At 39.8% G+C, this 20005-nt stretch carries 21 protein-coding genes; 18 read left to right on the top strand and 3 right to left on the bottom strand.

Annotated elements, in window-relative coordinates; translation table 11 throughout:
- Window positions 1-68 precede the first annotated feature (68 nt).
- The 16 genes from F3G69_RS07015 to F3G69_RS07090 are packed head-to-tail and all read left to right on the top strand — an operon-like array spanning window position 69 to window position 13178.
- Window positions 69-446: a hypothetical protein gene (locus F3G69_RS07015; RefSeq protein ID WP_149714815.1), complete on the top strand. Its 378-nt coding sequence runs from the start codon at window positions 69-71 to the stop codon at window positions 444-446.
- Window positions 430-1599 (top strand): beta-ketoacyl synthase N-terminal-like domain-containing protein, encoded by a 1170-nt coding sequence (locus F3G69_RS07020; protein WP_223155891.1) that lies wholly within the window; start codon window positions 430-432, stop codon window positions 1597-1599. Before F3G69_RS07015 ends, F3G69_RS07020 begins: the two co-directional genes overlap by 17 nt.
- On the top strand, window positions 1596-2039 hold the full coding sequence (locus F3G69_RS07025; protein ID WP_103600768.1) for a hotdog family protein: 444 nt from the start codon (window positions 1596-1598) through the stop codon (window positions 2037-2039). The genes F3G69_RS07020 and F3G69_RS07025 overlap by 4 nt, the downstream gene beginning before the upstream one ends.
- On the top strand, window positions 2032-2751 hold the full coding sequence (gene fabG / locus F3G69_RS07030; RefSeq protein ID WP_149714816.1) for a 3-oxoacyl-ACP reductase FabG: 720 nt from the start codon (window positions 2032-2034) through the stop codon (window positions 2749-2751). Before F3G69_RS07025 ends, fabG begins: the two co-directional genes overlap by 8 nt.
- Window positions 2751-4004 carry a beta-ketoacyl-ACP synthase gene (locus F3G69_RS07035; protein ID WP_103600791.1) on the top strand — a complete coding sequence of 418 codons (1254 nt, stop codon included), beginning with the start codon at window positions 2751-2753 and terminating at the stop codon, window positions 4002-4004. The genes fabG and F3G69_RS07035 overlap by 1 nt, the downstream gene beginning before the upstream one ends.
- 11 nt (window positions 4005-4015) lie before the next feature.
- Window positions 4016-4432: an excinuclease ABC subunit A gene (locus tag F3G69_RS07040; protein ID WP_103560027.1), complete on the top strand. Its 417-nt coding sequence runs from the start codon at window positions 4016-4018 to the stop codon at window positions 4430-4432.
- Window positions 4432-5100, top strand: coding sequence for a beta-ketoacyl synthase chain length factor (locus F3G69_RS07045; protein ID WP_103600770.1), 669 nt, complete (start codon window positions 4432-4434; stop codon window positions 5098-5100). The genes F3G69_RS07040 and F3G69_RS07045 overlap by 1 nt, the downstream gene beginning before the upstream one ends.
- Window positions 5027-5836 carry a lysophospholipid acyltransferase family protein gene (locus F3G69_RS07050; protein ID WP_223155892.1) on the top strand — a complete coding sequence of 270 codons (810 nt, stop codon included), beginning with the start codon at window positions 5027-5029 and terminating at the stop codon, window positions 5834-5836. Before F3G69_RS07045 ends, F3G69_RS07050 begins: the two co-directional genes overlap by 74 nt.
- Window positions 5820-6077, top strand: coding sequence for a phosphopantetheine-binding protein (locus F3G69_RS07055; RefSeq protein ID WP_021090881.1), 258 nt, complete (start codon window positions 5820-5822; stop codon window positions 6075-6077). Before F3G69_RS07050 ends, F3G69_RS07055 begins: the two co-directional genes overlap by 17 nt.
- Window positions 6078-6079: 2 nt before the next feature.
- Window positions 6080-6325, top strand: a complete 246-nt coding sequence (locus tag F3G69_RS07060; protein WP_021090641.1) for an acyl carrier protein — start codon at window positions 6080-6082, stop codon at window positions 6323-6325.
- Entirely contained in the window at window positions 6315-6860 is a 546-nt protein-coding gene (locus tag F3G69_RS07065) for a COG4648 family protein (protein ID WP_149714817.1), read from the top strand. The genes F3G69_RS07060 and F3G69_RS07065 overlap by 11 nt, the downstream gene beginning before the upstream one ends.
- On the top strand, window positions 6850-8406 hold the full coding sequence (locus F3G69_RS07070) for an AMP-binding protein (protein ID WP_149714818.1): 1557 nt from the start codon (window positions 6850-6852) through the stop codon (window positions 8404-8406). Before F3G69_RS07065 ends, F3G69_RS07070 begins: the two co-directional genes overlap by 11 nt.
- Window positions 8403-10013 (top strand): glycosyltransferase family 2 protein, encoded by a 1611-nt coding sequence (locus F3G69_RS07075; RefSeq protein ID WP_103600774.1) that lies wholly within the window; start codon window positions 8403-8405, stop codon window positions 10011-10013. The genes F3G69_RS07070 and F3G69_RS07075 overlap by 4 nt, the downstream gene beginning before the upstream one ends.
- Window positions 10014-10015: 2 nt before the next feature.
- Window positions 10016-10438 (top strand): acyl-CoA thioesterase, encoded by a 423-nt coding sequence (locus F3G69_RS07080; RefSeq protein WP_223155893.1) that lies wholly within the window; start codon window positions 10016-10018, stop codon window positions 10436-10438.
- Complete coding sequence (locus tag F3G69_RS07085; protein ID WP_103600776.1) at window positions 10435-10953, top strand: LolA family protein; 519 nt, start codon at window positions 10435-10437, stop codon at window positions 10951-10953. The genes F3G69_RS07080 and F3G69_RS07085 overlap by 4 nt, the downstream gene beginning before the upstream one ends.
- Complete coding sequence (locus F3G69_RS07090) at window positions 10950-13178, top strand: MMPL family transporter (protein ID WP_149714819.1); 2229 nt, start codon at window positions 10950-10952, stop codon at window positions 13176-13178. The genes F3G69_RS07085 and F3G69_RS07090 overlap by 4 nt, the downstream gene beginning before the upstream one ends.
- Window positions 13179-13222: 44 nt before the next feature.
- Here the strand turns inward: F3G69_RS07090 and F3G69_RS09560 are convergent, their stop codons facing one another.
- From F3G69_RS09560 to F3G69_RS07100, 3 genes are all read right to left on the bottom strand, one after another.
- The gene (locus tag F3G69_RS09560; protein WP_262483421.1) at window positions 13223-13654 is read right to left on the bottom strand and encodes a pectate lyase family protein; all 432 of its coding nucleotides are present in this window, start codon (window positions 13652-13654) and stop codon (window positions 13223-13225) included.
- Window positions 13648-14475, bottom strand: a complete 828-nt coding sequence (locus tag F3G69_RS09565; protein WP_262483422.1) for a pectate lyase family protein — start codon at window positions 14473-14475, stop codon at window positions 13648-13650. The genes F3G69_RS09560 and F3G69_RS09565 overlap by 7 nt, the downstream gene beginning before the upstream one ends.
- A 122-nt stretch (window positions 14476-14597) precedes the next feature.
- A complete protein-coding gene (locus F3G69_RS07100) occupies window positions 14598-15695 on the bottom strand; it encodes a CinA family protein (protein WP_149714820.1) in 1098 nt (365 codons plus the stop codon).
- Window positions 15696-15790: 95 nt separating this feature from the next.
- Here F3G69_RS07100 and ileS point away from each other — a divergent pair, with 95 nt between their 5' ends.
- Together ileS and gatA are read left to right on the top strand one after the other, a co-directional pair.
- Window positions 15791-18547 (top strand): isoleucine--tRNA ligase, encoded by a 2757-nt coding sequence (ileS, locus tag F3G69_RS07105; protein WP_149714821.1) that lies wholly within the window; start codon window positions 15791-15793, stop codon window positions 18545-18547.
- 99 nt (window positions 18548-18646) lie between these two features.
- Entirely contained in the window at window positions 18647-20005 is a 1359-nt protein-coding gene (gatA, locus tag F3G69_RS07110) for an Asp-tRNA(Asn)/Glu-tRNA(Gln) amidotransferase subunit GatA (RefSeq protein ID WP_149714822.1), read from the top strand.

The following is a 20005-nucleotide window of genomic DNA, read 5'->3' on the forward strand; positions in this document are numbered from 1 at the left end:
CTTGCATTTAAGCAATGCAAAGATATAATTATTAAACTTTTGTAATTTTTAACATTAAAAGGTAAAGATTGCTTATAAAGAAAATAGTCATAATCCTTGCTATTTCGCTTTTTGCTCTTGGATGCGCAAAGAAATTTGATACGCCGCAGATAGCAGATTTTGACTTGAAAACATTTAAGGTAAGCTCATCAAAAGGTCTACTTTTGCTTTACGTGCAAAATAGCAAGAATGAGTATAAATTTAGCCTTGTAAACGCACTTGGCGCGCCAGAAGCCAGGCGAATTTTAAAAGATGGTAGCTTTAAAAATTTAGGTTTTTTGCCACCAAATAGTGTCTACAATGAACTTTTTATAAAAGTGCTAGAGATGATAAAAGATGAAAAAAGCGAGCAAAAATTTATGATAGATGATCAATATTACGAGGTAGAAAGTGTTGATCTACGTTAGCAAACCAGCCATTATCAGTGCCGCAGGGAGCAGTAGTGATGAGAATTTGAGCTCGCTTTTAAGCGGAAAGAGATTTCTAAACTTAAGTAGTGAGTTTCATCCTGATAATAAATTTTTAGTAGCGAAATTTGATAAGGCGTTACCAGAGTTTGCCAAGAACACAAAAGAACACTTTAAAACAAGAACCAATGCTTTGCTTTTAAATACGCTTCTTGAGCTTGATGATGAGATCAAGAGGGCTATCAAAAAATTTGGCAAAAGCCGTGTAGGTGTTATTTTGGGCACTACAACGAGTGGAATTGAAGAAAATTTTTGGACCTTTAAAGAGTATATAAAAACTGAAATTTTTGATAAAAGCAAGTTTGGTATAGATAGAAACTGTCTTGCAAATGTGACTGAGTTTGTGAGCGAATTTTATGGACTAGAAGGTCCGAGTTTTTGTGTTTCAACTGCCTGTACTTCTGGTGTTAAGGCAATTATTGAAGCACAAAGACTAATAAAAAGCGATATTTGCGATGCGGTTATATGCGGTGGCGTCGATAGTTTAAACACCTTAACCATAAATGGCTTTAACTCACTTAGTATTTTAAGTCAAAAACCAAGCCAACCCTTTTCTAAAAACAGAGAGGGCATAAACATAGGCGAGGGGGCTGGGCTGTTTTTGCTGAGCCGTGATGAAATTTCAAACGTCGTGGTCGCTGGCTCAGCTTCAAACTGCGACGCTTTTCATATGACGCAACCTGATTTTAGTGCCAAAATGGCAATTTCTTGTATAGAAGAAGCTTTAAAAAAAGCTGGCATGAGAGGCGTAGACTATGTAAATTTGCATGGTACCGGCACGCAAGCAAATGACAAAATGGAGGCAAAAGCTGTAAATTTAACTCTTGGCTCCGTATATGCTAGCTCGTTAAAGCCGCAGATCGGACACACGCTTGGGGCTGCTGGAGCAATAGAAAGTACCATTTGCGTTATGCTTTGCATGGAGGAAAATAGCACCTTGCCACCACACGTCTATGACGGAGTATATGACGAGAGTTTGGAAGCTATAAATTTAGTAAAAAGCGGCACGAAATTCGACGTAAAAACAGCGATGTCGCTATCTTTTGCATTTGGCGGAGATAACGCCGCAATAATATTTAAAAGAGTGAGATGATGATAAGTGATTATTTACCGCACAGTAGCGCCATAACTCTGATTGATGAAATTTTAGAATTTACCCCTTGCGAGAGCATAAAAGTAAGAAGCGTGATAAATGAGCAAACTCCATTTTTGGAAGATGGGAAATTTTACATGCAAAAAGCTATTGAAATGATGGCTCAAAGCCTTGGTATTTATGACTCAAAGATGCGTGAGCTAAGGGGCGAGAAGTCGATATTTGGCTTTTTGCTAGGCAGTAGAAAATTTGAAATTTTTAGGCCGTATTTTAAAGTGGGCGATGAGATAGTGATCGTTTCAAAGTGCTCGATCCAAGATGAGAGTGGATTTGGCGTTTATGACAGTGAGCTTTTTGTAAATGGCGAGCCTGGCGCAAGGGCGGTTTTAAACGTGATGAGCCCTGATGAAGAATTTGTAAAAAAGGCACTTAGTGAGTAAGAGAGTATTGATAACTGGATCAAGTAGAGGCATAGGAGCTAGCATAGCTAGGCGCCTTGCTAACGAGTACGAAGTGGTACTTCACGCAAGAAGTAAGAGTGATGATCTTTTAAAGATAGCTAGTGAGTTTGGGGCTAAATTTTTGACATTTGACGTGGCTGACACCGCTGCAGCAAAAGAGGCCATAGAGGCTGACATGGAGGCAAATGGCGTCTATTACGGCGTTGTGTTAAACGCTGGCATAACAAGGGATAATACCTTTGTGGGGCTAAGCGACGAAGAGTGGTTTGACGTGATAGATGTAAATTTAAATGGCTTTTATAACGTGCTAAGACCAGCGCTAATGCCCATGATAAGGGCTAGAAAGCCAGCTAGAATAGTAACACTAAGCTCTGTTTCAGGGGTTATTGGCAACAGAGGTCAGGTGAACTACTCAGCTAGCAAAGCTGGCATCATAGGAGCTAGCAAAGCCCTTGCAGTCGAGCTTGCAAGTAGAGGCATAACAGTAAACTGCGTAGCTCCAGGGCTTATAAAGACAGATATGAGCGAAGAAATTTTAAATAGCGATTTCTTGGGCGAAGTGCTAAAGGCCATACCTGCAAAAAGAGCCGGAGAAGCAGATGAGGTGGCAGGACTTGTTAAATTTTTACTAAGCGACGAGGCTAGCTACATCACAAGGCAGGTTATCGGCGTAAATGGAGGACTTTGCTAATGCGTGTATTTGTCACAGGTATCGGCGCAGTCAGTGCTTTTGGCAACAGCTGGGAGGAGATGAGAGCTAAATTTCTTGAAGGCAAAAACGCCGTGAGATATATGAGCGAGTGGGAGAGCTACAAAGATCTAAACACACGCCTAGCTGCACCAATTATAGACTACAAATATCCGCAAGAGTGGGATAGAAAACAGCTAAGAAGTCTTGGTAAGGTCTCGTGTTATAGCGTACATGCGGCTGGACTTGCCTTAAAAGATGCTGGATTATTAAAAGGTGATGAGTTAAATGAGTCAAATTTAGACCCAAGCGTACAAGATGGCAGAATGGGTGTGGCAAGTGGCTCAAGTACTGGTAGTACCGACTCTATCCTTGATATGGCAAAGCTAGTTTTGGACATGGATAGTGGCTTTAACGCAAATACCTACATAAAAATGATGCCTCACACTACAGCGGCAAATATCGCGCTATTTTACTCGCTAAAAGGGCGCATCATCCCTACATCTTCGGCATGTACAAGCGGTTCGCACGCCATTGGCTACGCATACGAGAGCATAAAAAATGGCAGCATAGATATGATGCTAGCTGGTGGGGCTGAAGAGCTTTGCGTGAGCGAGGCGTATGTCTTCGACAAGCTTTATGCAACTAGCGTAAAAAATAGCACGCCAAATTTGAGTCCAACGCCGTTTGAAAAAGATAGAGATGGCTTGGTGCTTGGCGAGGGAGCTGGATTTTTAGTACTTGAAAGTGAAGAGAGTGCATTAAAAAGAGGAGCTAAGATTTACGCTGAGGTCGTTGGTTTTGGCTCAACGTGTGATGGCACACACATCACAAGACCACAAAGCGCTACGATGAAAGCGGCGATGAGCCTAGCGCTTCGTGACGCAAATTTAGAGCCAAAAAGCATTGGCTATGTAAATGCCCATGCGACCGCGACAAAACATGGCGATATAGCCGAGAGTATCGCTACAAACGAGCTTTTTGGAGAGGATATCGCCATTAGCTCGCTTAAAAGCTATCTTGGTCATACACTCGGAGCTTGTGGCGGACTGGAGGCGATCGCCTCTATCATGATGATGAGAGAAGAGCTATTTTTCCCAACTATAAATTTAAACGTGATCGATCCCGAGTGTGCAAAGCTAAACTATTTAAAAGAGCCAACCCCGATAAAGACGGATTTTGTTATGAGCAATAACTTTGCATTTGGTGGCGTAAATACATCTTTGATATTTAAAAGAGTTAAAAACATTTTTTAAAAAGGATAAATATGAAAAAACTAATTTCATTAGTTGCCATTTTGGCATTTGCTACAAGTCTTAATGCAAGAGATGATGTGAAATATCACTCACTTGATTTTCTAAATGGCCCAAAAGCTAAAAATTTCTTACTTCCAAATGTAAGTATCAGCTTTGGCACAGGCTATAGCGGTCAGGTAATTGTAAAAGACCTAACATCAAATAAAAAGACAAATGGTTTTAATAAAAGTGATGAAGAGGCATGCCAAATTGCACTTCTTTCGGCTTTAAAGACTTTCCAAGAAAGAGCATTAAAAGAAGGTGGCACTAAGGTTGTAAATTTAACTGGCTACTACAAAAAACAGCCATTTAACTCAAAAACTCAGTTTCAGTGCGGAAGCGGTGCTTTGATGTCTGGTGTTACTCTAAAAGGTGATATCGCGAAATAATGAAATTTCAAGTTGATTTTTTTGACGCGATAGCTTATGGTGATGTCGGCGAGGATCTGGCTAGATACAAAAAAGAATTTGATCTAGCAAAAATTCCACCAATTCAAAGAAGAAGGCTAAGTAGTGCTGCAAAGTGCGCTTTTAGCCTACTTAGTGGCTTTGATAAGCTTGATATGCCAGTCATTTTTAGCTCATACGAAGGAGAGATAAATCGTTGCTTTGAGCTAGAGACTACGCTGGCAAAAGCTGAGCCAGTTTCGCCTACTTCGTTTTCACTTTCTGTGCATAACGCTATCTCGTCGCTTCTTAGTATAGAGGCTAAAAATCACAATGAAATTCTTGCCATATCGTCATTTAGCCCAGTCGAAGATGCCTTGCAAGCGGCATTTTTAAGACTAAATGACGGATATGAAAAGGTACTAATACTTGCTTATCATGAGTCGATAAAGCAGAGTTATTTTGATGAGAAAAAGCCATCATTTATGCTCGCTCTTGTTGTCTCAAGGGCAAAAAACGATAAAGTGTTAACTCTAAAAAGAGCTAAAAAAGAAAAAGAAATTTGCGAGAATTTATTACAAAGCTTTATTGTAAATTTTGATCCAAAAATATCAAAAAGCTGGCAAAGTTGTAGTTATTCTTCGTCTTGGAATTTTAGCTATGAGCCTTAAAATTTTAAGAACTGGATCTTTTTTTTTATTTTTTGCGGTCATTTGCATAAGTGGAGATTTGCTACTTGTGCCAGTGGTACTTTTGGGGCTAAATAAATTTAAATTTGTACAAAATTTATGCCGTGATCTAGTTAGAATTTCTTGGGGATTTTTTATAAAAGTTGCTAAAAATTGTGGGCGTTTGGACTATAAATTTGAGCTTAGCGAGCTAAATGGCGGATCAAATTTAGTCATAGCAAACCACCCTTCGCTTCTTGATGTGGTCTTTTTGGTTTCAAAATTTAAAAGAATAAACTGCATCGTAAAGGGCGAGCTTGGCAAAAATATATTTTTATTTGCAGCTATTAGGGCTTGCAACTACATACCAAACACAAATAACGAGGAATTTTTACAAAAAAGCGTAGAGGTTTTAAAAAGCGGTGAAAATTTATTGATTTTCCCAGAGGGTACACGTACGAAAGATGAAATTATTTTTCATAAGGCAGCAGCTTATATAGGTGTAAAAGGCGCTAAAAATATTGTTTGCATCGGTATCAATATGCACCCAAGAAGCCTTAGAAAAAATGAACCATGGTACAAAACGCCAGATGAAAAGATAAAATATCATTTTAAAGAGATAAAAATTTTTGATGTTGATATGTTTTTAAAGGATAGGCCAAGCCCCGCGAGGGCTAGAGCAATGCATGATGAGATAAGTAAAATTTATAAGGAGGAATTTGGTGAAAGAGCTAGTTAATGAGATAAAAGAGTTGATCATCACAAGCTTAAATTTAGAGGATATGAAGCCAAGCGATATTGATGAGAATGCGCCACTTTTTAATGATGGTCTTGGGCTTGATAGCGTTGATGCTTTAGAACTTGGGCTTGCGGTGCAGAAAAAATATGGTCTTGTGCTTGACTCAAAGAGTGCAAATCTAAAAGAGATATTTTTTAGCGTATCTTCTCTTGCAAAATACATTTACGAAAATAGGAAATAACGATGAGTGAAAAAGAAATTTTTGAAATTTTAAAGAAAGCCTTGATTGATCTTTTTGAGATAGATGAGAGCAAGATAAAGCCAGAGACTAGGATATATGAGGATTTGCAGATTGATAGCATCGACGCTATTGATATGATTGATTACATCAAACGTCAAACCGGACATAGGCTGATGCCAGAGGATTTTAAAAACGTAAAAACGCTTGATGATATCGTAAAAGCCGTAGCAAAGAAATTTGAAGCATAAAATAGTAAACCTAGCACTAGCTTTAGCAAGCATTGCTTACCCTTTAGTGCTATTTTTTTGGCAAGAAAACGCCACTTTGATATTTGGTGTTTTATGTGTGCTTTGGGTGCTTAGAGCCTATTTTGAAAGTGGCAGAAAAAGGCAGGCTTGCTTATTGGCTGGGGTGTTTTTTGCCATTTGTGCTATTTTTAGAAGCGTAAGTTTAGCACTTTTATATCCAAGTATCGTAAGCCTTGGCTTTTTGGCGGTCTTTTTTTACAGCTTAAAGGGCGAGGCTGTTATAACTAAAATCGCTAGATTAAAAGAGAAAAATATAGATGAAAAGGTCGTTAGCTACACAAGAGGGCTAACAAAAATTTGGTGCTTATTTTTTGTATTTAATGCGGTTTTAGCATTTATTTTATCGTGCTTTGAAAATAAATTTTATTGGAGTATTTACTGCTCCTTTGTTTCTTATATTTTGATGGGATTTTTGTTTTTTGGAGAAATTTTATATCGTAAAGTTTTTATTTTAAAGAGGAAAAATGGAGTTTGAAAATAGTCTAAAAGAGTTTAAATTTGTTGATATTGATAAAAATTTATACTCACAAGTTGGTATTTTTGGGGCAAATTTAAAAGAGTATGGCCTAAGTGAAGTAGAGATCTATCTAAGCGAAACCTTTGACTTTTGTGTAGCTTTTTTTGGAGCACTTGCGATCGGCGCAAGACCGATTTTGCTTACAAAGCCTATTTTTAGTAGTGATAAATTTAATATCAATGATGAAAATTTCAAGAATTTTTTGACTCCAGCTAGAAATATAGAGCCAAAATTTAATCTAAATTCTACTTTTTTTCTTCAAACTTCAGGCTCGACTGGAAAGAGCAAAAATATCCCAAAAAGACTTGGTGCGATGATAGAAGAAGGGCTATTTTTAAAAGAAGAACTTGGAGTTAATGAAAGTGATATATATTTTTCAAGCGTTTCACATCAGCATATGTTTGGCCTTACTTTTAAGGTATTTTTGCCCATCATCTCTGGTGCAAAGGCTGTTAGCAAGGAGCTAAATTACCCAGAGGCGATCTTTGAGCTTGATCTTTCAAAATTAAGCTTTGTAACAAGCCCAGTCCTACTTCAAACGCTAATTTCTAGCCCAAGAGCAGCTGAAATTTCAGGGCTAAAAAACATCATCTGTGCCGGCTCAGCCCTAAAGAGTGAGCTAAGAGCTAGCATAGCAAAACTAAGCAGCGCGCGCATCATCGATATTTATGGCAGCACCGAAACTGGTGTAGTGGCTAGAAATTTAGGCGAAGAGCTTTTGCTTTTTAGCAAGGTAAAAGCTGCTTTAAGCGAGGACGAGGCACTAAACGTGAGTTCGCCATGGTGTGAGTTTTTTCAGACTAGCGACTGGGCGCAGATAGATGGTAGCAGGCTCACGCTAAAGGGCAGGATCGATAGGATAGTCAAGCTAAATGACAAAAGGGTCAATCTAATAAGCATTGAAAATAAGATGCTTGAAAGCGGTCTTTTAAAAGACTGCTACTGCGATACGCATCCAAAATTTAAGCGCCTAGCCGCACTTTTAGAGCTTAGTGAAGAGGGCGTGAAGCTCTTTAGAAATAGCGGTAAAAAGGGCGTTGTAGTAAGGTTAAATGAGCTTTTAAGGGCTGAGTTTAAAAATAGTGTTAGGTATTTTAAAATCGTTAGCTCACTTTGTAAAAACGCGCAAGGGAAATTTCTAAAGGCAAATTTCAAAGAGCTTTTAGAAAAGAGCGAAGAGCCTAGCTGGGATAAAAGTAGCGAAAATGGCATTTATAAATTTAAGACAAAGCTTAGCCCAGCACTTGGTATTTTTACCGAGCATTTTCCAAATTTACCGCTGCTACCTGGCTTTGTGCAGCTTGATTTTGTATTTAAATTTGCAAGAGATCTTGGCGTAGAAATAGGCGATCAGTGCGTGGTGGAGAATCTGAAATTTTTAAAGTTTGTAAGGCCAAATGACGAGCTTTGTATGGAAATTTCACAAAAAGATGAGAAGGTCTATTTTGAGATATTTTGCAATGGCACTAGAAGTGCTGCTGGTAGGATAAAGCTGGGCTTATGAAGACGCTCTTTCTCATACCATTTTACAACCATCCAGAAAAGATCAAAGCCCTTTGCGAGGCGCTCGCGAGCTACAATCTACATATTTTGATAGTCGATGATGGCTCAAACGAGGCATCAAAAAAAGCTTTGCAAAATTTGAGCGAATTTGACGTAGAAATTTTAACAAGAGCCCAAAACGGCGGCAAGGGAGCTGCGCTAAAAGATGGCTTTAGACATGCCTTGCAAAATGGCTACACGCACGCATTTCAGATTGACGCCGACTTTCAGCACGACATAAGCGATGTGGCGGAGTTTTTGGAGCTTAGCAAAAAGTATCCACATGATATGATCTTAGCTGACCCCATCTACGGCGAGGATGCACCAAAGTCGAGGTTTTATGGTAGAAAGATCACAAATTTTTGGGTCAAGGTAAACACCTTAAACACCAACATAAAAGATGCGATGTGTGGCTTTAGAATTTATCCGCTAAAAGAGCTTGAGAGCGCGACCTTTCAAAGCAAGTCAAATAGGATGGAATTTGACATGGAGATCCTAGTAAATGCCGTAAGAGCAGGCATTAGACTAAAGTGGATACCATTAAAGGTAAGATATGAAAAAGGTGGAATTTCTCACTTTAAAATGCTAAAAGATAACGTGCTAATAAGCCTCATGCATGCTAGATATTTTTTTAGTTTGGTTCCATTTTTGCTGAGCAAAGTCTTTAAAGGGCAAAAATATGCATGGTGGCAAAAAGGCGAAAGATCAAATGAATTTTTCTTAAGGGTGAGCTTGTTTTTAACCAAGAATTTGCCTATTTTTCTTATAAAACCTATCGTTATGATCGTCGTTTGCTTTTATTATATTTTTTCAAAAATAGAGAGAAAAAATATAAGAGAATTTTTACAAAATGTAGAGAAATTTAGTGGCAAAAAGCCAGCTACTAGTGTTTTTAGAAATTTTTATGAATTTGGTATTGCTATTTGCGATAAATTTCGTATTTGGCAAAATGGTGTGCTCGAAAATGAGCTAGATATTGACGAACTTATGTGGATAAAAGAAGAGTTTGAGGTATCAAAGCGTGGCAGAATTTTGCTAACAAGCCATCTAGGGAATGTAGAAATTTGTAAGACACTTTCGCTTAGATCGCCAAGTTTTCGTATGATCATCTTGGTGTATAGCAAAGGAAATGAAAATTTTTATAAAATTTTAGAGCAGATAAGTAAGGGGCAGATCAGATTAATAAGCGTAGAAAACCTCGATGCAGCAGCTATGCTTGAGCTAAAAGAGGCGGTAGAAAACGGCGTAAATATCGGCATAATGGGCGATAGAACTCCGGTAAATGGCGATAAATTTGTTGAGGTGAGCTTCCTTGGCAAGATGGCTAAATTTAACTACGGCCCATACTTACTAGCTGGCATTTTGGGTGTAAAAATGAGCACGCTTTGGTGCGTAAAAAATGGCGATAAATTTAGCATCGAGCTAAGCGATATAGCTGATGAGATAAAGCTTAGCAGAGACCGCAAGGCAAGCGTCATGCCATACGTACAAAGCTATGTAAAACAGCTTGAGGAGCACGCCTGCAAGAATCCATCGCAGTGGTTTAACTTTTTTGATTTTTGGAGATAAATTTGAAAATTTCACACGTTAGCACATTTAAAGTTGCATTTTTTGACGTTGATAGCATGGAAGTGATGTGGCATGGTAACTATGTCAAGTACCTAGAAATGGCACGCTGCGAACTACTTGACAAGCTAGGGTACAACTACATAGCTATGAAAAAAGATGGTTACGCCTTTCCTATCGTAAAGCTTGACGTAAAATACGTGCGCCCAGCCTTTTTTAACGACACTATCAAGATCACGACGACGCTTAACGAGTGCGAAACATTTTTGCAATTTCACTATCTTATAGAAAATGAAAAGGGTGAAAAGCTAAGTGAGGCAAATACCGCGCAAGCTGTCATAGAGATGAAGAGTTTGCAAACTTGCTTTGAGATGCCTAAGGCCCTAAAAAATGCACTTAAAGCTTACACAAAAAAGGAAAATTTATGAAAAAAATAGCTCTTTTTTTAGCCATTTTTATATCTTGCTTTGGCTATGAGCTAAGCGAGCTTAAAAATATAGTAAAAACAGATGGAGTAAGCGGAAATTTCACGCAGACAAAGAGCCTGGCCGGCTTTAACAAAAGCATAAAAAGCACGGGCGAGTTTAAGCTAGAAAAGGGCGGTCTTTACTGGGATACACTAGAGCCAGTCGTCTCAAAGGTTTTTATAAATAAAGATGGCATTTTTAAAAACGAAAATGGCAAGCTTGAAAAGACGAGCGCAAATTTTGACGAAAAGCTATTTCTTGCTATCATAAGCCTCGATGAAAACGAGCTTAGAAAAGAATTTGATATAAAAATAAGCGGTAGCCTAAAAGAGTGGAGCATACAGTTAAACCCTAAAAATTTGCTCTTTAAACAAATTTTTAAAAGCATAAAGATAAGCGGCGATGAGGCGGTAAAAAAGATCGAGCTTGACGAGGTAAGCGGCGATAAAACGATAAATGAGTTTAGTCTAAAATGAAAAAACTAGCCACGATCTTGGCTTTTATCTTTGTTTTTTTAGCCTCGCTTGGATATTCGCTTGCGAGCCTAAAAAACGTCCAAACCGACATCTTTTCACTGATAAATTTCAAAGACGCCAAAGAGGCAAAGGTGCTAAAAGAGGTGCAAAATGAGATGGCGTCAAATTTTTTAGTACTGGTAAATTCTAAAGAGCTAGCCAAAAATGTGCAAAATTTAGCTCTTAAAAGCTCGCTTTTTAAGAGCTTTGAGGTGAACATTGACGTAAATTTAAATGATATAAAAAACGACATCAACCGCTCAAAGATCGCGCTTTTAAGTAGGGCTGATCTAGAGCTTTTAAAAAGCGATAAAAACGCTTTTTTCCAAAAACGTGCGGAGGAAATTTTTAATAGCTTTAGCTTTAGACTTTTAAATGTAAAAGATGATTTTTTCTCGCTAAGTAGTGGTTTTAGTGCAAAAAATGGCAATGTGAGCTTAAATTTAGCAGATCTAATGCTTGAGGTAAAGGACGGAGAGAAGAGCTTTTTCTTACTAAAAGGTGAGCTAAAAGAGGGAGCTGCGAGCGAGGGGCTAATAAAATTTTACAACGAGTTACAAGCGCTTAAAGTTGGACAAAACGAGCTTTTCGTGCACTCAAGTGCCCTCTATCAGGCATTTTCAAAGCAAAAAAACGAGAGCGAGAGCCTTTATATGAGCGTGGTCTCACTAAGCCTAACCGCTATATTTTTGATGCTTGCTTTTAGAAATTTGCGAATTTTTTATGTGATATTTATCGCCGCATTTGGCTTTAGCGTGGCATTTGCAGGCACTTTGCTCTGCCTTGGTGAGCTAAATATCCTTACTATTTTAATAAGCACAAGCCTTATTGGCCTCATGTTTGACTACATCTTACACTGGCTTAGTAAAAATGAGGGTGAAGCAATCAGGGCTAGTAGCATAAAAAATATGCTAAAAATTTTCTTGCTAGGCCTACTTATCACGCTTAGTGGCTATCTAGCTTTTACGTTTTCTGATCTTAGGCTGCTTAAAGAGGTGGCGCTATTTTCGGCATTTGCGCTTGTTGCTGCGTTTTTGGCTAGCTACTTTTTCATGCCTTTGGTTTTTGAAGGGGTGAAATTTTACAGATCAAAGCTCTTTGATGCGTTTTTAACTAAATTTTGCAAGCTTTCCGCCCTAGTTGCTAGGCATTTGGGGGTTAAATTTCTAGCTTTTTCGCTTATTTTGCTAGCTATTTTTCTTGGCTTTGATCTTAAAAATTTATCAAAAAGCGAAAACGTAAAAGACTACTCAAATATGCCAAAGAGCCTGCTAGCGGACTCTTCTTATATCTTAAGTCTAACTGGCAATAACCAAAACACTATGATCGTGACAAGATCTAGCGGTGATATTTTGGGTGATGAAAAGAGTCTTTTAGCGGAGCTAAAAAAGAGAAATTTGATAAAAGATGTGAGCTCACTAAGTGATATATTTTTAAGTAAAAGCGAGCAGAGCGAGCTAAAAGAGGCCTTTAAAAGGGCGCTTGACGATGAGCAAATTTATGCGGTTTATGAGAAATTTGGCTTTAACAAAGATGAGATACGAAGTGAAATTTTAAAGGTTTTGAGCGAAAAGGAGCTTGGCGTGAGTGAAATTTTAGCTCTAAAATCAATGAAGGATTTTAAGAAATTTGCCCTTGATGAAAATACGAGTGTATCTTACGTGAGCGGCTTTGTAAAAGGGGTGGCAAGTGATGAGATACTTGCTCGCCACAACGCTTTTAGCCTAAATTTTGCTGACTCGCTAAATGAGAGCTTAGCTCAGGCAAAAGAGCTTGCTCTAAAGCTAAAAATAGTAGCGCTTGTGATCGCGTTTTTGCTGCTGTGGTTTTATTTTAGTGCCATCATTTCGGCACTTGTGATGGGCGTCATCATCTTTGGCGTGCTTCTTACGCTATTTATCTTCGCTATTTTTGGCATAAATTTAAGCATCTTTGGTGTCTTTGGGCTTATACTTGCAAGCGCTGTTGGGATTGACTACATGATATTTGCTCTAAATGATAGTCTTAGCGAAAAAGAGCGAATTTATGGGATATTTTGCGCATTTATCACGAGTTTTATCTCGTTTTTTACGCTCTCTTTTAGCCAGACCGCTGCTCTTAGTGTATTTGGGCTAAGTGTTAGCCTTTGCGTGCTGATATATGGGCTATGTGCTAGCGTTTTATCTTGTAAAAATATAAAAATTTAGTTTGATTTTCATGCCCCAAGCGGCTTGCTCGGGGCTTTGATTTCTTATCTTATAACGGCTAGTTTGCTTGTGCCTGCGTTTTTATTTACCTCGTTTTGGACGCTTGAGGCTTTGAGGAGCTCAAATTTATATGGAGGCTCAAATGGCGGCTTGGTTAGCTTTTCGCAAACGCTGCCTTTTTTTGAAAGGTCTATGTTGCCGCTTTCAAAAATGGTGCCTTTGTTACATTTGTAGCTTATTTTGACGCCATTTGTAAAGTAGTTGTTTTGAGCATATATTAGCGAGCCAAAGCACACTCCAATGGCGTATTTTTGGTCATAAAAGCCATCTTTTGAGTCGTAAAAGTTGTTATAGACGTGCACCTTTGCATTGCGTGCCATAGGTAGGCGTTGCGCGCAGTTGTCAAAAACGTTATGAGCGACCGTTATAGTCCTTGTTTCGCTGCTGCCGTCAGAGTCTCTTGAGCCAATTAACATCGTTTTGTCATGGTTTTCAAAGATGTTGTGCGAGATCGTGATAGCCGCACTATCCCCCCCTTAATGTCGCATAGTCCGTCATAAGTTTGCCATTTAGTAAGCTCTCCGCCTGCTAAATGTACATGACCAAGCTCGACCGTGTCCTTAAAATGGCAGTGATCTACCCAGATGTTTTTGCTTGACTCTATGCTGACGCCGTCATATTGCGCATTAAAGCCGTCATTTTTTTGTACATCTGGAAATGGATCAAAAGCATCTTCGATCTTCATATTGCGGATCGCGATATTTTGGACATTTTTTAGCAAAAGCGAGCCACCTTTTATGCCTGAGTTTTCGCCTAAGCCGATTATTGTGGTGTTGCTAGCTACCGGCACTACGATGAGCTTTTTGTACTCGTTGGCTAAATTTTTGCGAAGCGCTGCTAACTTTGGATCTTGCGAACCGTCTAAATTTGCACGGCATGAAGCGCCGTAAGCCTGCATAAATTTGGTATAAGAGCTAAACTCGCCACCGCTAATCTCACTTATAAATTTATCTAGCCCATCGCTATTGCCATTTTGTGGGATCTTGCCTTCGCTAAGGTCTATGAGGCCATCCACATAGATGACGTAACCGCCCATTTTGGCGTATTTTACGAGCTCTTGCCTATCTTTTACGACGACTTCTTTACTCTCTTTGCCGGCGTATCCGCCAAAATTTTGCTCTGCTCCAACGCTAGCGTAACCAAAGGGCGAGTCGCTTGCTTTTATCTCGCCTGCTTGAGCTAGAGCACCAAATGCAAATAACACACTAATGGCGAGTAACAATATCTTTTTAAGCATCTTTAGCCTCCTAAATTTGGCTTTTTATTTTTGATCTTCTGTTAGAAAATCGCTACCGAATTTTATTTTGGCTCATTAAATTTAGTGTAAGACTTTTATAAATTTTTAGTAAAAGCGAAATTTTACGCGAAAAATATCTCACTTTTTAGGCGAAGTAGGCATAGATAGGCGCTCAGAACACTCTGCTCTCTAATGTAGTTGCGACTCCCTTTTAAAAGAAGTCTCTCAACCTCGATGTTACCGTCTTTATCTCCGGCTGCGACGTAGACCGTGCCAACTGGCTTACTAGCCGTACCACCACCTGGTCCAGCGATACCGCTAATAGCAAGTGCAAAGTCCGCATTTGTCGTACTTAGCGTACCTTTTACCATCGCTTTTACGCAAGGCTCGCTCACAGCTCCGTAGGTCTCTAAAATTTCATCCTCAACGCCCAGCCACTCGTGCTTTATGTGGTTTGCGTAGGTTACTAGTGAGCCATCAAAGCTAGCTGAGATGCCACCATATCTTGCAAATTTAGCTGCTGCCAGCCCAGCCGTGCAAGACTCGGCAAATGAAATTTTAAGCCCCTTTTGCATGAGCTTCTTTGCCACAAATTCTATCACATCTTTTTGTGGGATAAATTTTTGCGAAAATAGCGTTTTTACACCTTGTAAAAAGCTCTCGATCTGGCCAAATTTATTGCTTTTTGCCCTTACTAGTATCAAATTTGGCAGGATCTGCGAAAGAGTGATATCGACTTCATAAGTTTTAGCAAGTGGCAGCATAAGGATCCTCGCGCTATCTGCGTCGATATCCATTAGATGAAAGTAGCTAAAATCAGGCTCGTATTCGATTAAAAACTCGCCCAGCTCTTCATTTGGATTAGCTTTTATGAGATTTATCTGGGCGTTATTTAGGCTAGCTAAAAAGCTATTTTTTGAGTAGTCTAAGCTATCTTTAAGCGCAAGTGTCGTGCTATCTTTTAGCTCTAGCGAGCCCCCAGTTAGCGTCGCTACGATCTTTGCGGCGATGGCAAAATTTTCATCCGAGCCAAAAATGCTTACAAAGTCGTAATCTTTTGATAAATTTTCGATGATAAAAGGCAGCTCTTTACTATTTTTTGGAGCAAAACTGACCACTCCAAGCTCACCAAAATGATCCTCGTAACTTTGAAAAATGTAGTTTAGAAATTCTCTATTTATCTCAAGATCTTCGCCTATTATCAAGATACTTTGTCTCATTTTTAAGCTCCTTTTTTTGCCTCATTATACTATTTTTCAGTGTGATTTAACCAGCACAGGTGTAAAATTAGCAAATTTTAAAATCAAGGTAAAAAATGGACTACAAAGAGACACTTTTACTCCCAGAGACAAATTTCCCGATGCGCGGAAATCTCCCACAAAATGAACCACAAAGACTAAAATCATGGTACGAAGAGCGCAAGGTTTACGAAAAAATGAAGAAAAACCGCCAAAATGCGGCTAAAAATTTCAACATCCACGACGGCCCTCCGTATGCAAACGGCCACCTACACATCGGCCACGCGTTAAATAAAATTTTAAAAGATATCATCACAAAAACGCATTATTTTTACGGCGAAAACGTCCGCTACGTGCCAGGCTGGGACTGCCATGGCTTGCCGATCGAGCAGCAAGTCGAAGTTAAGCTTGGCGATAAGAAAAAAGATCTTAGCAAGGTCGAGATCAGGGAGCTTTGCAGGCAGCATGCGAGAGAATTTATAGATATCCAGCGCGATGAGTTTAAGACTCTTGGCATCATCGGCGACTTTGAAAATCCATACATGACGATGAAATTTGAGTTTGAGGCTGATATCTACAAAGCACTTTGCGAGATCGCTAAAAAGGGCCTTTTGATAGAGAGAAGCAAGCCAGTTTACTGGAGCTGGGCAGCTAGATCAGCACTAGCTGAAGCCGAGGTCGAATACGAGGAGAAAGAGGATTATTCGATATATGTAGCATTTGGTCTTGATAACGACGCACTTGAAAAGCTTGGCGTAAAAGAGGCAAGTGCTGTCATCTGGACAACCACACCTTGGACACTGCCAGCAAACCAAGCTATAAGTCTAAATCCAGAGGAAATTTACGTCCTAACAGCTGAAAATTTGATCTTTGCAAAGCCACTTCTTGAGAGCATTGTCCAAAGCGGACTAAGCAAGGGTGAGATCAAAAAAGAATTTAAAGCAAGCCTGCTTGAAAACACTCACGCGCTAAATCCACTAAACGGCAGACAATCTAAATTTTTACTAGGCGATCACGTTATGATGGACGGCGGTACTGGACTTGTTCACACAGCTCCAGGACACGGCGAGGACGACTACTATGTTTGCTTAAAATATGGCTTTAGCGAAATTTTAATGCCGGTTGATGATGGTGGCTGCTACGATGAGAGCTTGAAGCACCACGGACTATTTAGAAGCGACGTGGTAGACGAGTTTGTCGGTATGCACATCTTTAAAGCAAATGAGAAAATTTTAGAGCTACTTGGCAAAAATTTACTTAGCGTCACTAAATTTAGACACTCTTATCCATTCTGCTGGAGAACGCATAAGCCCGTTATTTACAGAGCTACAAAGCAGTGGTTCATAGCTATGGACGAGCCAAAACTAGGTGGTAAAACGCTTAGACAAACAGCGCTAAAAGAGCTTGAAAAGGTTAAATTCTACCCAAGCGTGGGCATAAAAAGAATAGGCTCGATGATAGAAAATCGCCCAGACTGGTGCATCTCTCGTCAGCGTGACTGGGGCGTGCCGATCGCGTTTTTCAGAGATAAAGCGACAAAAGAAGTTATATTTGATAGTGAAATTTTAGACCACATCGTGGCTATCTTTAAAGAAAAAGGCGCAGATGCGTGGTGGGCGCTAAGTATTGATGAGCTGTTGCCAAAAGGCTCAAAATACAAAGCTGAAAATTTAGAAAAAGTGATGGATATCCTTGACGTTTGGTTTGATAGCGGCTCGACTTGGCATGCGGTCTTACAAAGCGACAACTACGACGCTGGCAAATACCCTTCAAGCATGTATCTAGAGGGCTCAGATCAGCACAGAGGCTGGTTCCAAAGTTCGCTTTTAGTAAGCACAGCTGTAAATTCTCACGCACCTTATGAGAGCATACTAACTCACGGCTTCACAGTTGATGCTAAGGGCGAGAAGATGAGCAAGAGCAAGGGCAATGTCATCGCTCCACAAGATGTGGCTAAGACTCACGGCGTGGAAATTTTACGCCTTTGGGTTGGAATGAGCGACTACTCAAGCGACCTAAAAATAAGCGAAGATATCTTAAAACAAATCAGCGAGCAATACCGCAAAATCCGCAACACTATACGCTTCTTGCTAGCAAACGTAAATGACCTTGAAAGCTTAAATACAGAGTTTAACATCCTTGATAAATGGATATTAGCACGCGCTAAAAAGGTCTTTGACGAGGCGAGTGCTTGCTTTAAAAACTACGACTTTTCAAAGGGCTTTAATATCCTTTTAAATTTCCTATCAGCCGATCTTAGTGGCGTATATCTTGACATTTGCAAAGATAGACTCTACTGTGACGCAAAAGACGCCCCAAGAAGAAGATCAGCCCAAAGCGCAATGGCGATCATCACAAAAACGCTACTTCCACTCATCGCTCCAACGCTTACTTACACAGTCGATGAGGTGATGGACTACGCTCCAAAGATCATAAAAGGCGAGGCAAAAGACGTGTTTGACCTAGTCTATGAGCCGATCAAATTTGATCTTAGCTTTGAAGATGAGCTGCTTTTTGCCAGCAGAGAGAAATTTAACGAGATCGTGGATGTGCTTAAAAAAGATAAAAAGATAAAATCAACTTTAGAGCTAAGCTTGGAGACTACAAATCACAACATCACAAGCTACGACGAGCGCGAAGTGGCTGATCTTTATATGGTAAGCTCAGTCAGGGCCTATGACGACAGTGAGCCTTTGGTAGAGTTTGAGCTTGAGGGTGATAAATTTAAAATCATGGCGAGTGAGCTTCATAAATGCCCAAGATGCTGGAAATTTAACTCTAGCAAAGAAGATGCGCTTTGCCCAAGATGCGAAGAGGTCTTAAGTGCTAAGTGAGCCAGTAAGCGCAAGTATCATAGTGACAACGATCGCTGTAGTGATTGTTGCTAGCTTGTTTGGCATATTTTTGGTTAATAAATTTAAAGGATAAAAATAGTGGTAACTTTAAAAGAAGCTTTAAAATTTTCAGCTGAAGAGATAAAAAATTTACGAGCTGAGCTTGAGGCGAAGATCATAAAAGAAAAAGAGCTTGGCGCTTATGTCGAGCAGCTAGCAAATTTAGAGATCGCAAAACTAGGCGAGGGTGTACCAATTGCTATAAAAGACAACATCCAGGTAAAAGGCTGGAATGTAACAAGTGCTTCAAAAATTTTGCAAGGCTATGTGGCACCATATAATGCAACTGTCATTGAGAAGCTACTTAGTAAAAATTTAGCTCCATTTGGCCGCACAAATATGGACGAATTTGCGATGGGAAGCACGACTGAGAGCTCATTTTACGGCAAGACTCTAAACCCACTAAATCACGCTCACGTCCCAGGTGGCAGTAGTGGCGGCTCGGCAGCAGCAGTCGCAGCTGGTCTTGCAGTAGCAGCACTCGGAAGTGATACTGGCGGCTCGATCCGTCAGCCAGCGGCATTTTGTGGATGCGTAGGTTTTAAGCCAACTTACGGCAGAGTCAGTAGATACGGCCTAGGTGCTTACTCAAGCAGCCTTGATCAGATAGGGCCGATCGCTCAAAACGTAGAAGACGCAGCCATTTTATATGATGCTATCGCTGGACACGACCCAAAAGATAGCACGAGCGCAGATGTACCTTTTGCGAGCATTAGCGACAAGATAGATAGCGAGAAGAAGCTAAAAATTTGCGTCATTAAAAACTATGTTGAAAATGCAAGCGAACAGACAAAAACTGCTTTAAATTTAGCTATAGAAAAACTAAAATCACACGGCCACAGCGTAACTTACATAAATTTTGAAGACTCAAAATACGACGTCGCAACCTACTACATAATAGCAACCGCAGAAGCAAGCGCAAATTTAAGCCGCTATGATGGCGTAAGATACGGCAGGCGTGCGGATGCTAAAAATTTAAAAGAGCTATATATAAACTCACGCTCTGAAGGCTTTGGTGAAGAGGTAAAAAGAAGAATTTTGCTTGGTACATTTGTGCTAAGTAGCGGATACTACGATGCTTACTACATCAAAGCTCAAAAAGCAAGAGCGCATATAAAAGCTCAGTACGAGAAAATTTTAGAAGAAAACGACCTTATATTTATGCCAGTAGCTCCGAGCACAGCCTATAAATTTGGAGCCCACAGCGATCCGCTTCAAGCCTATCTAAGCGACATCTACACGATCAGCGTAAATTTAGCAGGCCTACCAGCTATCTCTGTGCCAGTTGGCAAAGATGATCAAAATTTAAACGTGAGTGCCCAGCTCATCGCTAAAGCATGGGATGAACAGACCTTGATAAATGGTGCCAAGAGCCTAGAAAATTTAATAAAAGGATAA

Source organism: Campylobacter concisus, assembly GCF_902460625.1.
GTDB classification, from domain to species: domain Bacteria; phylum Campylobacterota; class Campylobacteria; order Campylobacterales; family Campylobacteraceae; genus Campylobacter_A; species Campylobacter_A concisus_AD.

Coding starts and splice junctions, on each gene's coding strand:
- F3G69_RS07025 (WP_103600768.1), top strand. CDS start 1,596: ATGATGATAAGTGATTATTTACCGCACAGTAGCGCCATAACTCTGATT.
- F3G69_RS07035 (WP_103600791.1), top strand. CDS start 2,751: ATGCGTGTATTTGTCACAGGTATCGGCGCAGTCAGTGCTTTTGGCAAC.
- F3G69_RS07040 (WP_103560027.1), top strand. CDS start 4,016: ATGAAAAAACTAATTTCATTAGTTGCCATTTTGGCATTTGCTACAAGT.
- F3G69_RS07045 (WP_103600770.1), top strand. CDS start 4,432: ATGAAATTTCAAGTTGATTTTTTTGACGCGATAGCTTATGGTGATGTC.
- F3G69_RS07060 (WP_021090641.1), top strand. CDS start 6,080: ATGAGTGAAAAAGAAATTTTTGAAATTTTAAAGAAAGCCTTGATTGAT.
- F3G69_RS07070 (WP_149714818.1), top strand. CDS start 6,850: ATGGAGTTTGAAAATAGTCTAAAAGAGTTTAAATTTGTTGATATTGAT.
- F3G69_RS07075 (WP_103600774.1), top strand. CDS start 8,403: ATGAAGACGCTCTTTCTCATACCATTTTACAACCATCCAGAAAAGATC.
- F3G69_RS07085 (WP_103600776.1), top strand. CDS start 10,435: ATGAAAAAAATAGCTCTTTTTTTAGCCATTTTTATATCTTGCTTTGGC.
- F3G69_RS07090 (WP_149714819.1), top strand. CDS start 10,950: ATGAAAAAACTAGCCACGATCTTGGCTTTTATCTTTGTTTTTTTAGCC.
- F3G69_RS09560 (WP_262483421.1), bottom strand. CDS start 13,654: ATGTTAATTGGCTCAAGAGACTCTGACGGCAGCAGCGAAACAAGGACT.
- F3G69_RS09565 (WP_262483422.1), bottom strand. CDS start 14,475: ATGCTTAAAAAGATATTGTTACTCGCCATTAGTGTGTTATTTGCATTT.
- F3G69_RS07100 (WP_149714820.1), bottom strand. CDS start 15,695: ATGAGACAAAGTATCTTGATAATAGGCGAAGATCTTGAGATAAATAGA.
- ileS (WP_149714821.1), top strand. CDS start 15,791: ATGGACTACAAAGAGACACTTTTACTCCCAGAGACAAATTTCCCGATG.